General features: G+C 56.9%; 22 protein-coding genes and 1 pseudogene. 1 reads left to right on the plus strand and 22 read right to left on the minus strand.

Going from position 1 to position 14,633, the window contains the following annotated elements; all coding sequences use genetic code 11:
* Positions 1–7: 7 nt before the first annotated feature.
* The 10 genes from ACR3ES_RS23870 to ACR3ES_RS23915 all read right to left on the minus strand — a co-directional run bounded on the left by ACR3ES_RS23870 (position 8) and on the right by ACR3ES_RS23915 (position 3,671).
* Positions 8–325 carry a hypothetical protein gene (locus ACR3ES_RS23870; protein ID WP_480425615.1) on the minus strand — a complete coding sequence of 106 codons (318 nt, stop codon included), beginning with the start codon at positions 323–325 and terminating at the stop codon, positions 8–10.
* Positions 318–605, minus strand: a complete 288-nt coding sequence (locus ACR3ES_RS23875; protein WP_480425616.1) for a hypothetical protein — start codon at positions 603–605, stop codon at positions 318–320. The genes ACR3ES_RS23870 and ACR3ES_RS23875 overlap by 8 nt, the downstream gene beginning before the upstream one ends.
* 59 nt (positions 606–664) lie before the next feature.
* On the minus strand, positions 665–844 hold the full coding sequence (locus ACR3ES_RS23880; protein WP_480425617.1) for a hypothetical protein: 180 nt from the start codon (positions 842–844) through the stop codon (positions 665–667).
* Complete coding sequence (locus ACR3ES_RS23885; RefSeq protein WP_480425618.1) at positions 832–990, minus strand: hypothetical protein; 159 nt, start codon at positions 988–990, stop codon at positions 832–834. Before ACR3ES_RS23885 ends, ACR3ES_RS23880 begins: the two co-directional genes overlap by 13 nt.
* A 119-nt stretch (positions 991–1,109) precedes the next feature.
* Positions 1,110–1,481, minus strand: a complete 372-nt coding sequence (locus ACR3ES_RS23890) for a hypothetical protein (RefSeq protein ID WP_480425620.1) — start codon at positions 1,479–1,481, stop codon at positions 1,110–1,112.
* Between the two features lie 212 nt (positions 1,482–1,693).
* Positions 1,694–2,242 (minus strand): hypothetical protein, encoded by a 549-nt coding sequence (locus ACR3ES_RS23895; protein ID WP_480425621.1) that lies wholly within the window; start codon positions 2,240–2,242, stop codon positions 1,694–1,696.
* Positions 2,239–2,679, minus strand: coding sequence for a hypothetical protein (locus ACR3ES_RS23900; protein WP_480425792.1), 441 nt, complete (start codon positions 2,677–2,679; stop codon positions 2,239–2,241). Before ACR3ES_RS23900 ends, ACR3ES_RS23895 begins: the two co-directional genes overlap by 4 nt.
* An 8-nt stretch (positions 2,680–2,687) precedes the next feature.
* Positions 2,688–3,005, minus strand: a complete 318-nt coding sequence (locus ACR3ES_RS23905; RefSeq protein WP_480425615.1) for a hypothetical protein — start codon at positions 3,003–3,005, stop codon at positions 2,688–2,690.
* Positions 2,998–3,285, minus strand: coding sequence for a hypothetical protein (locus ACR3ES_RS23910; RefSeq protein ID WP_480425616.1), 288 nt, complete (start codon positions 3,283–3,285; stop codon positions 2,998–3,000). Before ACR3ES_RS23910 ends, ACR3ES_RS23905 begins: the two co-directional genes overlap by 8 nt.
* 59 nt (positions 3,286–3,344) lie before the next feature.
* Entirely contained in the window at positions 3,345–3,671 is a 327-nt protein-coding gene (locus ACR3ES_RS23915) for a hypothetical protein (RefSeq protein WP_480425795.1), read from the minus strand.
* A 220-nt stretch (positions 3,672–3,891) separates the two neighbouring features.
* On the opposite strand from ACR3ES_RS23915, the gene ACR3ES_RS23920 reads away from it, so the two are divergent.
* Positions 3,892–5,031, plus strand: coding sequence for an IS110 family RNA-guided transposase (locus ACR3ES_RS23920; protein ID WP_480425094.1), 1,140 nt, complete (start codon positions 3,892–3,894; stop codon positions 5,029–5,031).
* 303 nt (positions 5,032–5,334) lie between these two features.
* On the opposite strand, the pseudogene ACR3ES_RS23925 reads toward ACR3ES_RS23920, so the two are convergent.
* The 12 genes and pseudogenes from ACR3ES_RS23925 to ACR3ES_RS23980 all read right to left on the minus strand — a co-directional run.
* Positions 5,335–5,601, minus strand: a pseudogene (locus ACR3ES_RS23925) (hypothetical protein); the annotation flags it as partial.
* 57 nt (positions 5,602–5,658) lie between these two features.
* On the minus strand, positions 5,659–5,997 hold the full coding sequence (locus tag ACR3ES_RS23930) for a hypothetical protein (RefSeq protein ID WP_480425797.1): 339 nt from the start codon (positions 5,995–5,997) through the stop codon (positions 5,659–5,661).
* A gap of 1,350 nt (positions 5,998–7,347) precedes the next feature.
* Positions 7,348–7,545, minus strand: coding sequence for a hypothetical protein (locus ACR3ES_RS23935; RefSeq protein WP_480425799.1), 198 nt, complete (start codon positions 7,543–7,545; stop codon positions 7,348–7,350).
* A gap of 95 nt (positions 7,546–7,640) precedes the next feature.
* Positions 7,641–8,564, minus strand: coding sequence for a DUF2493 domain-containing protein (locus ACR3ES_RS23940; protein WP_480425800.1), 924 nt, complete (start codon positions 8,562–8,564; stop codon positions 7,641–7,643).
* A gap of 758 nt (positions 8,565–9,322) precedes the next feature.
* Complete coding sequence (locus tag ACR3ES_RS23945; RefSeq protein WP_480425801.1) at positions 9,323–9,550, minus strand: hypothetical protein; 228 nt, start codon at positions 9,548–9,550, stop codon at positions 9,323–9,325.
* A gap of 99 nt (positions 9,551–9,649) precedes the next feature.
* Positions 9,650–9,979 carry a DUF736 domain-containing protein gene (locus ACR3ES_RS23950; RefSeq protein ID WP_480425802.1) on the minus strand — a complete coding sequence of 110 codons (330 nt, stop codon included), beginning with the start codon at positions 9,977–9,979 and terminating at the stop codon, positions 9,650–9,652.
* Between the two features lie 132 nt (positions 9,980–10,111).
* Complete coding sequence (locus tag ACR3ES_RS23955; protein WP_480425804.1) at positions 10,112–10,303, minus strand: hypothetical protein; 192 nt, start codon at positions 10,301–10,303, stop codon at positions 10,112–10,114.
* Positions 10,303–10,689, minus strand: a complete 387-nt coding sequence (locus tag ACR3ES_RS23960) for a hypothetical protein (protein ID WP_480425806.1) — start codon at positions 10,687–10,689, stop codon at positions 10,303–10,305. Before ACR3ES_RS23960 ends, ACR3ES_RS23955 begins: the two co-directional genes overlap by 1 nt.
* 98 nt (positions 10,690–10,787) lie before the next feature.
* Positions 10,788–12,131, minus strand: coding sequence for a hypothetical protein (locus tag ACR3ES_RS23965; protein WP_480425807.1), 1,344 nt, complete (start codon positions 12,129–12,131; stop codon positions 10,788–10,790).
* A 112-nt stretch (positions 12,132–12,243) separates the two neighbouring features.
* Positions 12,244–13,158 carry a hypothetical protein gene (locus tag ACR3ES_RS23970; protein ID WP_480425808.1) on the minus strand — a complete coding sequence of 305 codons (915 nt, stop codon included), beginning with the start codon at positions 13,156–13,158 and terminating at the stop codon, positions 12,244–12,246.
* A gap of 102 nt (positions 13,159–13,260) precedes the next feature.
* Complete coding sequence (locus tag ACR3ES_RS23975) at positions 13,261–14,022, minus strand: hypothetical protein (protein ID WP_480425810.1); 762 nt, start codon at positions 14,020–14,022, stop codon at positions 13,261–13,263.
* A 94-nt stretch (positions 14,023–14,116) separates the two neighbouring features.
* Positions 14,117–14,470 (minus strand): DUF2958 domain-containing protein, encoded by a 354-nt coding sequence (locus ACR3ES_RS23980; protein ID WP_480425811.1) that lies wholly within the window; start codon positions 14,468–14,470, stop codon positions 14,117–14,119.
* Positions 14,471–14,633: the final 163 nt, after the last annotated feature.

A 14,633-nucleotide genomic window follows, 5' to 3' on the forward strand; every position in this document is an offset into this window, starting at 1 on the left:
TTGAACCTCATGGCTCGATCCCTCCCTGCCAGCGGGTGCGACTATTGCGGAGATGCTGAAGACAGGCCACTCGCCCGACTTCTGCATGCATCCCGTTGTCGAGCGCGAACCGATGGCGAGCCTCCCAGTCCCGAACCCAGTCTGCGGCCAAACGGTCGTCAACCCGACCACTCTGAAAAGGATTGTCCTCGAGCAGGAAGCCCTTGCAATGTGCAGCACCGCCATCGGTGGGAGCGCGCAGGGTGTCGTTTTCGTACGCGACCGGATCCACGCCACACCCCATGGGATCGGCGCGGCTGCGGTCGCCTGGCGCTAAGTCAGTCATGATCGCCTCCGTTCGTAGCGGTTTGCGAAAGCTTGAGCTGGCGGGCTTCTTCGATCACGGCGTCGTACATATCGACATGGCCACAAGGGTTCTCCCATGTCTGGATTTCGTACCACTCACCATCCTCGCAGTAGCGTCGAAACACCGGTTTCCCTCTAGGCTTGCCACAGAAGGGACAGGTATTGGTGATCTCAACGGTTTTGATAATCTGCGTGATACTTTGATAGCCGTTGCCCCAAAGGCGGCGCTGCAGGGCGCGATCCAATATGGTGACTTGCATAAGTGCCTCCACTTCAATCGTATGGAATGGTGGTAAGACTGCGGTGAGTGCCGGGGCGGTCAGGGCGCTTCCTTTAACGCGTCGGCATGTGCATCAAGACGCCCGATGAGCGAAGCCATCAGTTCTCTCAGCGATGCCTGATCGGCGAGGACAAGTGCAGCGCGTTGACCAGCTGTCAGGGCAGCGACCTCGGGCGGCTGCGGTTCTGTCATCTGATCCGCGCCTGTCAGAACGCCCATCTTGGCCAGTTCGTCGGTAAGGGGCGCAACATGTCTGCCATTGCATCAGTATCGGCGCTGTTAGAGGCGGCGGATTTCGCGATGCGCCGCAGCCTGACCACCATCTTTTCAACGCTGCCTTTGTTGGTGTCGTTTTGGAATGCCATTGGTTGTCTCCTGTCGTACCCTGTTGGTTCACGGGGCTTCCGCTCCGGTCGGGTTTCAGTATTCGATGGGTTCAAAAACAGTGAGAATGCGCTCAGTGACAGAGGGGTCGTAGGGACATTCAGATCCGCGATCGAGATAGAGGTCGTAGAACCAGCAGTACAGTCACAGCAATCGAGATCGGACCGGTGATGTTAAAAAATACCCAATCAAAGGGTTGACCAATAGGTGCGGGGCAATCGCGTGCTGAGATAACCCAGTTCACAGCCGCGGGAAGATCCGGAAAGTCGACCCAGCCACGCGGATCGTCACATAGTAACTTGCCGCGATAAATTGCCTGCGCGTGATACAGACAAACCGACAAACCAAACAAAACAACAAGTCCCGCGTTCGTGAAACGGTCGAGCATTTTCAGCAAAAACCATATCAAAAGCAGCTTCAGGACCGTTGTTACCGAATAGGTAAGAAGCAGAGTAGCGGAAAGATCATTCACACGGTGCACTCAAACCAATCATTGGTCACTTGTCGAGGCATAGCCGAAAGACCAAAGCCTTCCGCTGACCCCCGCAAGGCTTTTCAGCCCTGCGATATCTGAGGTCGCCGGGCTGCTAAGCCTTGCTTCCGTCGCGCTCTGTGGTGACACTTCTGCTTTGCAAACCCGGTGACATTTCTACTTGGTTGCAACACTGACTCCGCCAAAATCCTTCACTCCGGCTGCCAGTCATCGTCGAGCGAGGATTGCACTCCGCTATCTGTGATCGAAGCATAGTGCGTGGCGGTTTCGGTACCCATTTCTGTACCGTCCCCAGACATGTAGGCCTGCGCGAACTCGGTACGCTTGAATACGGATCCATCAAGTTCGATTGTGGTGCGATCCTCTGCCGTCGCGCGTGTCACAGAGCCATCATACCAAACCTTGATCCGCGTCCCGTCTGCGATCTGTACCACAACGGCCATCGGCTCGATCTGCACACCCAGCCAACCGTCATCGGTGTCCCGCCGCGCGATGATCTTGTCAGACCGGAACTTGACCTGAACATCGCCCGACAAACTGTTGCCGCTTGATTTCAGAACAACAAAAGCCTCTTGCTCGGCCGGGTTTGGGTGGATCGTAACATTTGCGTTCTTCGGCGGCCAAACCTTGGCGGAGTCGCGTTTCTTGCCCTTCTGGTCGCGGTGAAACCCAACATAGAGCTGGGCCGATTTCCAGATGCGCGTGGCCTTCCTTGAAAGTGCCGTGGATTTTGCAGTCATGTCATCGGACCTTTTAGAACGGATATTTCGGATTGGTGCTTACGGTGGCCATGCGGATCTGACGGAACGAGATCAAAGGGCAAGGTATCAAGGGTGAAGCGCCCAATGGAATACCTATGAAGAAAACCCAGCAGGTAGACCGGATCGGCGGGGTATGGCGCACAGTTCCATGCATGGCGCAGTGCGGCTGCTTCATTAGAAGAATACGCGGCTATGAGACACCTTGCCTCACGCCATTTATCGGCACGTTGTTTCCGGCTGCGTTTCTCTTGCCGTTCCCAATCCACTGCGCGTTTGAACATAACCTCATCTTCACTGGGTTGCTGCTCTGCGATCTGATTGGCCAGCAATGGAAAAGCCTCGCGTTCCTTCTGCTGTTTGCGGCGCAAGGCGGCACGCTTGCGGGGTGTGTCTTCGAAGGCAAAACGGGGCCACATCTTGAACCTCATGGCTCGATCCCTCCCTGCCAGCGGGTGCGACTATTGCGGAGATGCTGAAGACAGGCCACTCGCCCGACTTCTGCATGCATCCCGTTGTCGAGCGCGAACCGATGGCGAGCCTCCCAGTCCCGAACCCAGTCTGCGGCCAAACGGTCGTCAACCCGACCACTCTGAAAAGGATTGTCCTCGAGCAGGAAGCCCTTGCAATGTGCAGCACCGCCATCGGTGGGAGCGCGCAGGGTGTCGTTTTCGTACGCGACCGGATCCACGCCACACCCCATGGGATCGGCGCGGCTGCGGTCGCCTGGCGCTAAGTCAGTCATGATCGCCTCCGTTCGTAGCGGTTTGCGAAAGCTTGAGCTGGCGGGCTTCTTCGATCACGGCGTCGTACATATCGACATGGCCACAAGGGTTCTCCCATGTCTGGATTTCGTACCACTCACCATCCTCGCAGTAGCGTCGAAACACCGGTTTCCCTCTAGGCTTGCCACAGAAGGGACAGGTATTGGTGATCTCAACGGTTTTGATAATCTGCGTGATACTTTGATAGCCGTTGCCCCAAAGGCGGCGCTGCAGGGCGCGATCCAATATGGTGACTTGCATAAGTGCCTCCACTTCAATCGTATGGAATGGTGGTAAGACTGCGGTGAGTGCCGGGGCGGTCAGGGCGCTTCCTTTAACGCGTCGGCATGTGCATCAAGACGCCCGATGAGCGAAGCCATCAGTTCTCTCAGCGATGCCTGATCGGCGAGGACAAGTGCAGCGCGTTGACCAGCTGTCAGGGCAGCGACCTCGGGCGGCTGCGGTTCTGTCATCTGATCCGCGCCTGTCAGAACGCCCATCTTGGCCAGTTCGTCGGTAAGGGGGCGCAACATGTCTGCCATTGCATCAGTATCGGCGCTGTTAGAGGCGGCGGATTTCGCGATGCGCCGCAGCCTGACCACCATCTTTTCAACGCTGCCTTTGTTGGTGTCGTTTTGGAATGCCATTGGTTGTCTCCTGTCGTACCCTGTTGGTTCACGGGGCTTCCGCTCCGGTCGGGTTTCAGTATTCGATGGGTTCAAAAACAGTGAGAATGCGCTCAGTGACAGAGGGGTCGTAGGGACATTCAGATCCGCGATCGAGATAGAGGTCGTAGAAGTTTCCATGCAGGAGGTCGCGCTGACCGGATAGGTTTGGCGCAAAATCTAAGGAGTGGAGATTTCCAAGATGATGACGCCTACTATTGCTGCGACCTGCTTTGTCGCCATTGATCTGAGCAAATCGAAATGGCTTGTGGCGCTTGATGCGCCGCACTTGGCCAAGATCAAATCTGTGCGCCTGGACGGGTTTGATACGCCGGGACTGATCGATCTGGTTCGAACGACTGTTGCGGAGGCGACGGAGCTTTGCGGAGCGGATCAACGACCTGTCGTTTGCTTTGAGACCGGGTACGATGGTTTTTGGCTTCAGCGGCTTCTGTCCAACGAAGGGATCGAGACGCTGGTCGTGGATCCCACGAGCTTCCTCGTGAACCGTAAAGCCCGCAGGGTCAAAACAGATCGCGTCGACGCCGAAGGCATGGTCGTTCTGCTGAAGAACTATTCCTCCGGTGATCGAAAGGCGTTCCGCACGGTGCGTGTTCCAACCGTTGCCGAAGAAGATGCCAAGCGCTTCCACAGAGAACGCAAAAGGTTGATGAGCGAACGCACTGGCCACATCAATCGCATTCGTGCCCTGCTCGCCCTTCAAGGCGTTCGGCACATCAATCCGGCGATGGTGACATGGCGCAAGAGACTGGAAGGCCTCGAGACTGCTGATGGCCGTCCTTTCCCACCTCAGCTGATGCGCGAGGTCGTCCGTTCCTTCGAACGCTTGGAGCTGGCGAACCACATGATCAAGGCTCTGGCAGAGGAACGCGACGAAGCCCTTGCGACTGAATCTGAACAGTTCCCGGAACACGAAAAGGCCGTGCTGCTCGAAGGGCTGCGTGGCGTTGGACGGCACAGCGCGATGCTTCTGTCTGCCGAAGTGTTTGGCCGGGAGTTCAAGAACAGGCGACACCTGTCGTCTTACCTCGGCCTGACGCCCAGCCCCTATTCCAGCGGCGACGTGGAGCGAAGCCAGGGCATCAGCAAAGCCGGAAACCGACCGGCCCGAACCCTCGGGATCGAACTGGCGTGGTGCTGGCTGCGGTACCAACCACAAAGTGCCCTTGCGCGCTGGTTCCGGAAATACACCGCCGAGCGCCCGGGAATGAGAAAGAAAGTTGCCATCGTGGCTCTTGCCCGCAAGCTCATCGTGGCTTTGTGGCGATACGTGGAAACGGGACTTGTCCCGTCTGGCGCGGTTCTGAAGGCGGAGGTGTAAAACGGGATACCAAAACTTCAGAATAACGCGCAACGCCGGATGGTTGAGTGACCGAGAAGATTGATGGTCTTCACAAACCCTGTAGAAGTTTGGTCCCAACCAAGGCGGCTCCATTCCGGGAACGTGAACGGAAATTTGGTTCGGGCAACACGCCCACCGTATGCAAGTCGATGCCACTGGAGTGAGCATATTCGAGGAGCCAAACCAGCGATGCAAAGAAAGAAAAGGCCTTGAAAATGTAATTTCCTCATGCAGATCAATCTTCCAGAACAGTGTGCACCCTTCGATTTTGATCACTCCATGGCTATGATCGCGGTAGGGATCCTTGATTTTGTCGAAGGTCGAAAACGTGGACACGGCCTCTATCGCGGCACGCACAAACTCCGCGCTCCGCGCCTCAACGTTTTGCGACAAGACAAGATTGCCGGTGATGCCTTCGTCATAGCACTTGCGTCGAATACCGCGATTGATGAGGGCACGGCGAAACTGGTCATTCTGGGCGGCGATTAACTTGGCCTGCAGTTTGCGGTTGGTTTCGATTCCGGGGTGGTGTGTTTGGCATGTTTCCATCTCCGTAGTGACACCCTGACCTTCAGCCTGCTTTTCCTTTGGATGCGATGGCTGTTCTCAGCGACCGCAGACCCGTGTGGGAACGGCATCAAGGCGGCGGAACACATCATCCATGAGACATACCATACGCATTTCAAATTCCCCGGTGATCACATCGAAGGGGCACCGGGCAAACTCGATCTCATCGGCATCAAGGCCATTGCCGCTGATGTGACCGCAATGTTCACACCGGATTGTGAAATACTGATTGATGCTTCCGCCTTCGACCTCTTCCCAATGATGATGGCGAGCTGTTTTACCGCAATCCGGGCAATCGGTTTCCCAGCTATCGTTGTCCAGTTCATACCCATCCGGTTCAATGCACGCTCCCGGATTGTCGCAAAAAATCCTCGTCATCTTCCTGTCTCCTTGCCCTTCATTCGTCTACTCGGGTTCAGCGCGCGCCCGACCTATCCGCTTTTGCTTCGTTACGATCACAGCAGGGCAAGGAAACGCCCTGCTGGACCAACGTCAGCCACCCGCACCCCTTCTGAGTTTTTCCCCGCAAGGAGGGGCCGATGGAAAAATCCGGAGCTGATCCGGGCGGGGTGGTCAGGCTGAAATCGGGCAAATTTGGGAGGGACCCGCGCGCTTGCGCGCGGGAGGAACCGGGATTTTCGGAAATTCTGCTTGAGGCGCACAAAAAAGAAGATGTGATCCGCGCCAGGGCGCGGGCCTCTTTTTGCGCCTTCCAGCACGAGCGCATCAGATACGAGAGATTTTCGGCCCCCTGACGCCGGGGAAAACAAGCGCAGCAGACCGCCCCAGCGGTCTGCTATCGCTAATCATGATAATGTCGGGGCTGGAGTGAGCGCGCGTATGCGCGTCGAGCCCTTGCCCCGTCTACTGGGTCATGTGAGCCGCGCCTGGCGCGCGGATCTCCAAAGACAATTGCACAAGGCCGAGTGAAACGAGGGAATCGCGTTACCCTTTATGGGACGAAACAACCTGATGCAGGCGACTTGCGGCCGCGGTTAAAGCTGGCTCGAATGAGACAGATTTCACCGCTCCCGGGCCGCAGGGAGATCGCATCTGGTTGGTTCGGGTCGGATGCCGGTGCAGCCGGCATCCGAGTAGCGACCGGTCCCGCTGCCTGTGGCGGCGGGATTTGCGCATATTATTCCCAACCTCATAGGACAAGAAAACGCCACCACCCGTCAAAAAATTCCTGTCGAATTTCAACCCGCTGATGGATTCAAATTGGCGCAATATTGGAGAAAGTTTCCCACCACCGACACGAAGGATGCGCGGTTCCCCAGGGAACCGCGGCCCGCGCGGCAGCGCCAGTCCTGCGGCAATGCGGACCTGAAAGGGCCGGGTTGGCGCAGGACACCCCTACCCGGCCGGGATCTGGAATAGGTTTGAAATGTAGGTGAAAGCGGTTTGGCTTGCGCCGGCCGCGAGTTATCCAGTTGTTGAGATTTCGACCCTGGGAGAAGGCGCTTTCGGCAATTTTGCCGGAAGCGGTGTAATCTCGACGACCGCAGCAGACAACAAAGCGAACTCATCAGGCAGAGAGCGACTTGTCTGTGGGTAACTCGCGGGCGCGGGCGCTTTGCGGGCGCTCAGAGCGAAGCGACCCGTCCTGTTGGCGGTGCGGGGCGCTCTGCCCCGCTCTGCTACAGGACTACCTTTCCCGCCGCCGGGCTCCCGTTGTGTCAAAAAAAAACCTGCGTAGTGCAGGGCCAGTCACTGGGGAGTTTGGAGTTATGCGCCGAAAAACAGTTTTGCCATTGCGACGCCAGCCGTCAGCAACACGCCTGCAAAGCCAGTTCCCACAGCAATAGGATACCAACGCGCTTCGGCATTGATCTTCGCAGATTCGGCAATCAACTTGGCGATTTCAGCGCGCATTTTATCGTCTGCAAGTGCCTGTTCTGCTGCTGTCATGTCTAGGTCGCTCATTGGTTTGTTCTCTCAATCAAAGATAGGGTGTTTTGGGATGGATTACCAGATTTTGCTTTAGTCCGGGCGGGGCCATTGCCCCGCCCGGTGAGGGCTCACGATTTCAGTTTTGCGGGCGGATCAACGCGCATTGCCTTGATGCCTTTGCGTTCTGCCTTGTCGGCCAAGTTCAGAGCGATGCCGGTTTTGCCAAAGATGACGACGCCGCCGAGGGGCTTGGGGGTGTCGAGCATTTGGTCGATAGCTTTAAAGCCTGCACTTTTGCCGAACGCGCCCCAATTGGGTTGGAATGTCACTTGAGGCACCTTGCGGCTTCGTGCCCAAGCGGCGGCGATGGCGTCCACGCCTATTTTGTCCGCCTTGTGGTACAGGATGAGTTCCGACGCGAAGGACTCCTTGAAACGGTCACGGATTTTGTCCAGTGTGGACCAAACATATTCGTGATCCATCCAATCGCGGTCCCCAGCGATCGCGAGGGGTGTTCCCTCGATTTTGAATTTTTCCGCCTGTTCGCGCTCGTGGGCCTCTAGCCATTTACGGGCTTCAAAAACCGTCCCTGTCAGGTGTGCCAAGCGCGAGGTTCGACCATTGGCAGCGGGAAGGAAGGCCGCGCCGGTTTGTTGCTCGTAACACTGGGCGGCGGTTTCGGCCATGATGTCGAGCGCGTCCAGCAGATCGGAAAAGCGGTCTACCTTGCGCTGCAATTCGTCCAGTTGGGTTTCCAGCACTTCGGACCCATCGGCAGCGCGAATAAGACCTTGCAGAGCGTCGCTTGTGTCGCTGAGTTGCTTTTGAATCGCGTTGCGGCGGCGAAAGATCAGCGACGCCAGCCCATGCGCGATGGGTTCGATTTCGCGGTGCAGGCCGGTGCCTGTCATACCTTCGAACAGAGTGTCAAAGGTGCGTTGCATCAGATCGATGCGCAATTCATCATCATTGGGAATTGGCAGATCATCGTCGGTTTCGGTCAGGCCGAACAGTTCGATCTGGTCGTAGACGGTGGCGCTTTTATCCAACATGTGCGTTTTCTCCTAAGCTCTCCGCCCGCGCCGTTGCGGGGGTGTGCTGACGGGCGGGCTGAGGGCAGACGCCGTGACAAGGACGGCGCAGCCGCCAGCTTGCTGGGCGCAAAAGTTTTGCAGGCGTGCCACGTGCACCTTCGGTGGGTGTGAGGTACGGAAAGAGGGCATCTGTGCAGGTTGGCGGCGTGATGCCCTGCCTGCAGGGCCTCGCAGGTCAAGGGCCGCGCTTGCGCGGCGTGTTTGCCCTTGATGTGCGAGAACGCCGGTGGCCGGAGCGGATGGCCGGGCCATTGAAGACCTAACCTGTGATCCTGGGCCCCTGCAAAAGTTTTGTGATCCTTGGCGCGGCGGCTGACCTCTGCCAGAACGGCAGCACACCCCCGCGGAAAGTGAAAGCGTAACAACTGCCAATTGCGCAGAGTGTACGATTGGATAGCCCTGGTCCGGTTAAGCGCCTGCGTCTCGCCCCCCGGGCCCTGCGCACGCGGGGCCGGGGTTAACAGGCGAGTCAATTTTGTCCTGAAGCTCAAATAGGAAAGCCAATTCGATTTTAGGATGCTTGATGGGTCACCAGCGCTGGCCGTTTTTACGGCCGCCCGCGCGGCAGCGCCGGTCCTGTTGGCCGCGGCGCCGGGGGTGCCGTGGATCAACAGGACACTCAGACCGGCCTTCGGATCCGGAAAGAGGACAGACACCAACAATGTCGACATCTGCCACAAGCTGCCTGGATGATCACGTGGCGGTTTTAGTTGGAATTACAGTTCAAGTAAGTCTGTGCCGTCATCCAGTGACATGCCGTCTAACTCGGTGCGGTCAATAAGTTCTGCTATCTCCGTCACAGAAAGCCGTTCCACATGGTCTTTCACAGCCTGAGCAACGACTCGCTTGGTAATTGGGCCACCATAGACGCCCAGCGTCACAATGAAGCCGGTGCTAACCGCAACTCGGATGTTCAGATCATCTTGTGTAAAGTCAAGGCTCATAAACTTATCTCCGGGGGATCGACATTGGTAATGCCTCTTGTTGAAGAGTTTAGGAGAGCTGCAGGCGCAATACCTGCAGCCCTCGATCGAGGATCGATATCACGCGGCAACGGGCATCAGCGGGATGATCCGGTATTCGCCTTCGCCGGTTTCCTCATCTTTGACCGCGTTCGCTCGCACCACGCCCTGTTGCAGGTTCAGTGCCAGCGAAAAGTAGTCGTTGCCCGCTCGGCTCTGGGCCGCCCAAGCCGAGCCAATGCGAATGGCGCGGTTCTTAGGGGTGAGGGCCTCGATCACGTAATCGGGATGGCTGTCCTTGCGCTTGTGCGTGTTGGGAACCATGGTGAATGGGAAGTCGAAGGCCATCGAGGCGATCTCGCCTGCGAATGCGTCGTCTGCGTCCATACGGGTCAGTTTGCCATCAATCATTTTCATTTCTCCTGTGATGGGATTGGGTGTTTGGCCGATCGGCCGGGATTGCTTTCTTGCCCCCTGTTGGGACACAAATTCACAAAGCACTCTTTTTCCTTTACGGGCTGCTCGCAGCGGCATCGGAAGAGGTCACTCCTGCAGCTCGACACAATCGGAATCCATCTTGCCCGCATAGCGGCGTCGCTTGTCGGTTTTGATCTTCTGGATCCCTATGTCATGCGCGGTGGTAATGTCGTCGGCTTCGACTTCGATGCGGCAACTATGGTGGTTGCCCGAGGTCGTCATGTAATGGGCCGTGACCGAAAATCGCTTGCTGCTCATTACGCAGCCACCACAGTGCTTGGGGTGGTCAGCGTTTCGCCTGCCAGCAGTTGCTTCAGCTCGGTCACCTTCCCCTGATCAAGCATTGTGTGGATCCGCTCTGGATTCGCCTCGACCCGATCGCGGACCAGGCGCAATTGCTTACGGCTGTAGTGCTCAAGGGGCACGATCAGCAAATACCCATCCCCTTTCTGGTCAGTCGACCAGCTGCGGATGGCTCCTGCCTCTGTTTGGTTCAATCGGTAGATATGGCTGGCGAAATAAATGCCCTTGGGCTTTTGGTCGTAAGTCCAGCAATTTACGCCACCCTTGTCGTAGTAGACCTGCAGGTCGCGCCAGAGATTGCCTTCGAGGTTTTTGCTGTGAACGGTTTTATCGTTAGCCATTTTCTTTCCCTATGTGATTGCGAACCCTGGATGGGAACACACGAGAAAGAAGCCTCCTTTCCTTTTTCCCGCGCCCTCAGCTGCGCAGGTGTCTGGGATCACAGCGTCTCGATGTCGAATGGCGCCACCGAGACCTCTGCACCATCACAGGTATCACTGTTGCACCACTTGTCGTCATAGGTGTCCACCAGAACCCATGCCTGTTGCTTGGGGCTCCATCGGGCTGAAGCGTCGCTCCCAATGTCGGTACTGCCACAGCTGGTACAGCGCATTTCAACCTTGCGGATCCGGGCCTGCCTTTCTTCTGCAGCTTTAGCCCGGGCTTTTTCCGCCAAAGCTGTATAAGCAGCAGTGCGTGTGGGAAGGCTTTGGCAGACCAGTTCAGAGATTTGGTCTTCAAAATCGGGACCGTTCTGCTCACACCATGCAAGAACGGCCGCGCGGTCATGAGGATTGTCGGGATCAAACCCGAATGAGAGATCGCCGGGGTGCATGGAATCCGGTCGCTCCTCCAGAATGCCCATGACCGTATAGGGGTCATAGAGATTGCCGAAAGAACCAGGTTCGTCCTTGCAATAAACCCATGCCCGGTTGACAGTGATCAGCCCCGTGATGTCGATCGTGGCCTGGTCCGTCTTGAACCTATCCATGACATCCATCTTTGATTTGACGAATGCATGGAGATCATGTGCCAGCTTACTGGCCAGCCAGTCCTCGCGGGTTGATCCCACCCATTCCAGCAATGCATCATCGCGCGCCTGTTTTTCGGTGAAAATAGTGGAGTTGATGCCCGCTACGCAATCGGTTGTGAGTTTGTAGAACGTCAATGTCATCGTGGCGCGTTGCGGTGACTCACCGCCTCGGTCTGGCTGCACTTGCTCAATAGTGTGACCCTCGATCGGCGCATAAGGATCACGTTGATTGCGGCCCGGACAGTCCGAGAATTCAAAAAATGCGGCCCGCAAAGCAGCGAGCGGATGCGTATCGTCGTCATCTTTGTGCCGATCTTCAGGCGCAATTGTACTCTCCAGATCTTCCCAGATTGCGTTTTTTAATTCGTCTGCAATGTGGCGGAACTGGGTGACCGGCCAAGGCCCAATACCGATGCACGTTGGAAAATGCCCAAGGGCGGTATCACCTGCAATGAATCCATTCCCGGTCTCGATCGCGATCTGACGGGCACTCCGAACGGCATCCAATGGGGTCCATGCATCGTGTATGGCGGTAGCGAGGTAGTCCGGCTGTTCTTCCGTGCCTTCGTTGGAGCGGCCGTAGATGCTCCAAAATTCCACTTTTCCGGCTTCGCACTGGATTACGCGGCCCTCGTTTTGGTCGGTTCGGCAGGCAACCAGCTCAAACCATTCGAACCGATCCAAAGTGTCGCCTTCGCAAAGGTTATTGAACCGCTTATGTGCGGGCATTTTGGTGCTCGGATATGTCATGGTGGTGTCCTCTTTCTCGATCCACCCATTGGGATCAAAGGAAACTCAGCCCACTTTACCTCTGGCGGCTGGTCGTAGACGCCACTTGCGAACACTGCACGAGCTGGCGAGGTCAGCTTTCCAGGTACCCGTCACGCCAGCCGTCCGAGTGTTTGTAGTGATAATCCGTTTCGGTGGCGAGCAAGCTATGGAAAGCTCGGCGGGCGTCGGTGAGTTGCTGCTTTGTGCTGCGTACATGCAAAACCAGTGGACCCAAGATGCGGCGTGCATCCGTCGCCACTAGGTCACGTCGACAGCGAAGGAGAACGCGTAAGGCCCGCAAGGCTCCGACGTATTCAGTGGCGGCGGAGCGCATGGATTGGCCTGCGTTGCGAGCCCGGCGCCCTGCCCGATACGCTTCCTGATGGTCACGTTCATCTTTAGCCATGCACTCTGCGATACCGTCGGCGGGTCGAGCTGCGTCTCGCAGAACGGGATCAAACTCCCAATCTGTATCAACATGCTCACCGATGATTGGCTCCATGGACAACAGCGCGGGGCCTCGCCCGGCCTTGTCGGTGGGATCCGCATATCCAGCCAGATAGCGCGGGCATCCAGCCGACGCGCTTGTTTGATACACGACGCCGCAGACGACCTCACATTGATCAGGGTCTGTGAACCAACCAGTGTGTTCGACGGCGTTGCGGAGATACGCGTAATTTGCTGGGGCCACTTCATGTGCCAGACCAACCAGACGCAATCCAAGCGCTTCGGGTTTTTCGATCCAACGTAAACGGCTCTCGCCATAAGCCGCAAAGTCTGGGTTCGCATCAGGGTAGTGGGCAGGAAACCGGGTGGTTTTGCTGACAACATCTGTACGCATGAGGTCGATTGCTTCTGCAGAGGTTTTACCGGCCTGGCGCCAATAGGCGAATGACGCGGCGCGGATCTGCTCTGTCGGCGTATTGCCTGCCCAGGCCGCGTGCTTCGCCTTGCCAATCAGGGGCCTCACGGGAGTGTGGTAGTCGACGGCGGACACTGTGCTCATGGCTTTGGCCTTTCTCTTTGGTCTCTCATCGGGTTCACCAAGAAAAAGGCCCCTCTACCTTTTAGAGCGGGGACCCAGTCTGGCATATTGATCCTGGAAAAATCAGCCGTAAGACTGCCCAGCCATTAACCTGGAGATCACACGGAGATGGTCGCTGTGGTTTTCACCCCAGTACTCGGCTGTGGCCCGGGCTTTCGGATGGGCGCGGGCCTGCTCTTCCGTCATTGTGAAGGGCACGAGCTGAAACACCCTGCAGGGAAGGTACACGTCCACCCCCCGCCCGGGCCCGGCATAGTTGTGGGAGAAGAACCAGAACTTGCCCAACCGGATCTCGCCCGTGTGTTGGAAGTACTCCCACAGCTGGGGCCGATTCAGGCTGCCCGAGAAGCTGCCATTGCCGCTGGCATGCACAAAGAAGCTCCCTCCATCCGTAGTTTGCATGCCATGTACGGCATCCTGACAGCAGCGTTCCACGCGCCCGCCAGGCATCGTTACGAAATCGCCCACAGTGGGTTTTCCGGTGAAGGTCTCACGCGCGGCTTTCAAGCCAGCGGCGATGACCTGGTTGCGATCATCGAGATGCGAGTTGTCCTCGACCGGCCCGATCAGCCCCGCATCCACCAGATGGCGGACGATAGCGATCTTGCATCCATGCTCGGTGGGATGAGAATACGTCCCTCCCCTGCCCTGAAGCGGCTTCAGCTCATAAGACCACGGATCGCCGCTACCACCCGGTACCGGCCAGTAACGGCAGATGATGTCACCTCCAAAGCCATTCATCGCAAAATGCACTTCGGTGCTGCCGTCCGGTTGGGGAACAAATTTCAACCGCTCGTGGTTCATCAGGTCATTTGTCGAGGTCATCGTCTTGGTCCTTTACTCATTCCGTTGATCAAACTCGCAAAGAAAAAAGCCCGCTCTTTCTCGGAAAAGCGGGCTTCAGGATCAGAGATTTGTATTAGGCAGCGATGTAGCCAGTCTTTCGCGCCTCTTCGGCATACGCGCTAAGCGTTTTTTGCGCCGACCAATACAGGTCTCGCTCAATGCCCAACGCAAGCACAGGATGCCTCCACTCTTTGAGTTCCGACATCGAGATTGATCCAAGTTCGGGACAGCCAAGATCGGCAAGCCCGAAGGCAATATCCGGATCTCGGGGATCCAGTTCAGTCAACAGCCATGTGCCCAGCCCATAGGGATTGAACAGTTTGACCACGGGTTCGAAGTCGATTTCGTCAGCCGTGCCTCGAACTGCAGCCTGCTTCTTGCCATTGGTCAGCAGTTGAGATTCTTGTTCACTGGTCAGTAATTGCATCGTGTTTAGCCTTTTTCTTGCTTGATCCACCAAATCGGAATCGCTCAAATCAAAAGACTGCTTTTACTTTTTGGTGTGCCGGCCGACCGGATCACTACGGCACCAAGAACCTTAAGAAGGTGCCCGATCCGAGCGCGCAGGTTTAATCCCAGAGATCGGCAAA

It is taken from the genome of Ruegeria sp. B1, from assembly GCF_056535885.1.

Bases quoted from the DNA above. Each gene is read 5' to 3' on its own strand.
- ACR3ES_RS23870 (WP_480425615.1), bottom strand. From the start codon at position 325: ATGACTGACTTAGCGCCAGGCGACCGCAGCCGCGCCGATCCCATGGGG.
- ACR3ES_RS23875 (WP_480425616.1), bottom strand. From the start codon at position 605: ATGCAAGTCACCATATTGGATCGCGCCCTGCAGCGCCGCCTTTGGGGC.
- ACR3ES_RS23880 (WP_480425617.1), bottom strand. From the start codon at position 844: ATGGGCGTTCTGACAGGCGCGGATCAGATGACAGAACCGCAGCCGCCC.
- ACR3ES_RS23885 (WP_480425618.1), bottom strand. From the start codon at position 990: ATGGCATTCCAAAACGACACCAACAAAGGCAGCGTTGAAAAGATGGTG.
- ACR3ES_RS23895 (WP_480425621.1), bottom strand. From the start codon at position 2,242: ATGACTGCAAAATCCACGGCACTTTCAAGGAAGGCCACGCGCATCTGG.
- ACR3ES_RS23900 (WP_480425792.1), bottom strand. From the start codon at position 2,679: ATGTGGCCCCGTTTTGCCTTCGAAGACACACCCCGCAAGCGTGCCGCC.
- ACR3ES_RS23905 (WP_480425615.1), bottom strand. From the start codon at position 3,005: ATGACTGACTTAGCGCCAGGCGACCGCAGCCGCGCCGATCCCATGGGG.
- ACR3ES_RS23910 (WP_480425616.1), bottom strand. From the start codon at position 3,285: ATGCAAGTCACCATATTGGATCGCGCCCTGCAGCGCCGCCTTTGGGGC.
- ACR3ES_RS23915 (WP_480425795.1), bottom strand. From the start codon at position 3,671: ATGGCATTCCAAAACGACACCAACAAAGGCAGCGTTGAAAAGATGGTG.
- ACR3ES_RS23920 (WP_480425094.1), top strand. From the start codon at position 3,892: ATGATGACGCCTACTATTGCTGCGACCTGCTTTGTCGCCATTGATCTG.
- ACR3ES_RS23930 (WP_480425797.1), bottom strand. From the start codon at position 5,997: ATGACGAGGATTTTTTGCGACAATCCGGGAGCGTGCATTGAACCGGAT.
- ACR3ES_RS23935 (WP_480425799.1), bottom strand. From the start codon at position 7,545: ATGAGCGACCTAGACATGACAGCAGCAGAACAGGCACTTGCAGACGAT.
- ACR3ES_RS23940 (WP_480425800.1), bottom strand. From the start codon at position 8,564: ATGTTGGATAAAAGCGCCACCGTCTACGACCAGATCGAACTGTTCGGC.
- ACR3ES_RS23945 (WP_480425801.1), bottom strand. From the start codon at position 9,550: ATGAGCCTTGACTTTACACAAGATGATCTGAACATCCGAGTTGCGGTT.
- ACR3ES_RS23950 (WP_480425802.1), bottom strand. From the start codon at position 9,979: ATGATTGATGGCAAACTGACCCGTATGGACGCAGACGACGCATTCGCA.
- ACR3ES_RS23955 (WP_480425804.1), bottom strand. From the start codon at position 10,303: ATGAGCAGCAAGCGATTTTCGGTCACGGCCCATTACATGACGACCTCG.
- ACR3ES_RS23960 (WP_480425806.1), bottom strand. From the start codon at position 10,689: ATGGCTAACGATAAAACCGTTCACAGCAAAAACCTCGAAGGCAATCTC.
- ACR3ES_RS23965 (WP_480425807.1), bottom strand. From the start codon at position 12,131: ATGACATATCCGAGCACCAAAATGCCCGCACATAAGCGGTTCAATAAC.
- ACR3ES_RS23970 (WP_480425808.1), bottom strand. From the start codon at position 13,158: ATGAGCACAGTGTCCGCCGTCGACTACCACACTCCCGTGAGGCCCCTG.
- ACR3ES_RS23975 (WP_480425810.1), bottom strand. From the start codon at position 14,022: ATGACCTCGACAAATGACCTGATGAACCACGAGCGGTTGAAATTTGTT.
- ACR3ES_RS23980 (WP_480425811.1), bottom strand. From the start codon at position 14,470: ATGCAATTACTGACCAGTGAACAAGAATCTCAACTGCTGACCAATGGC.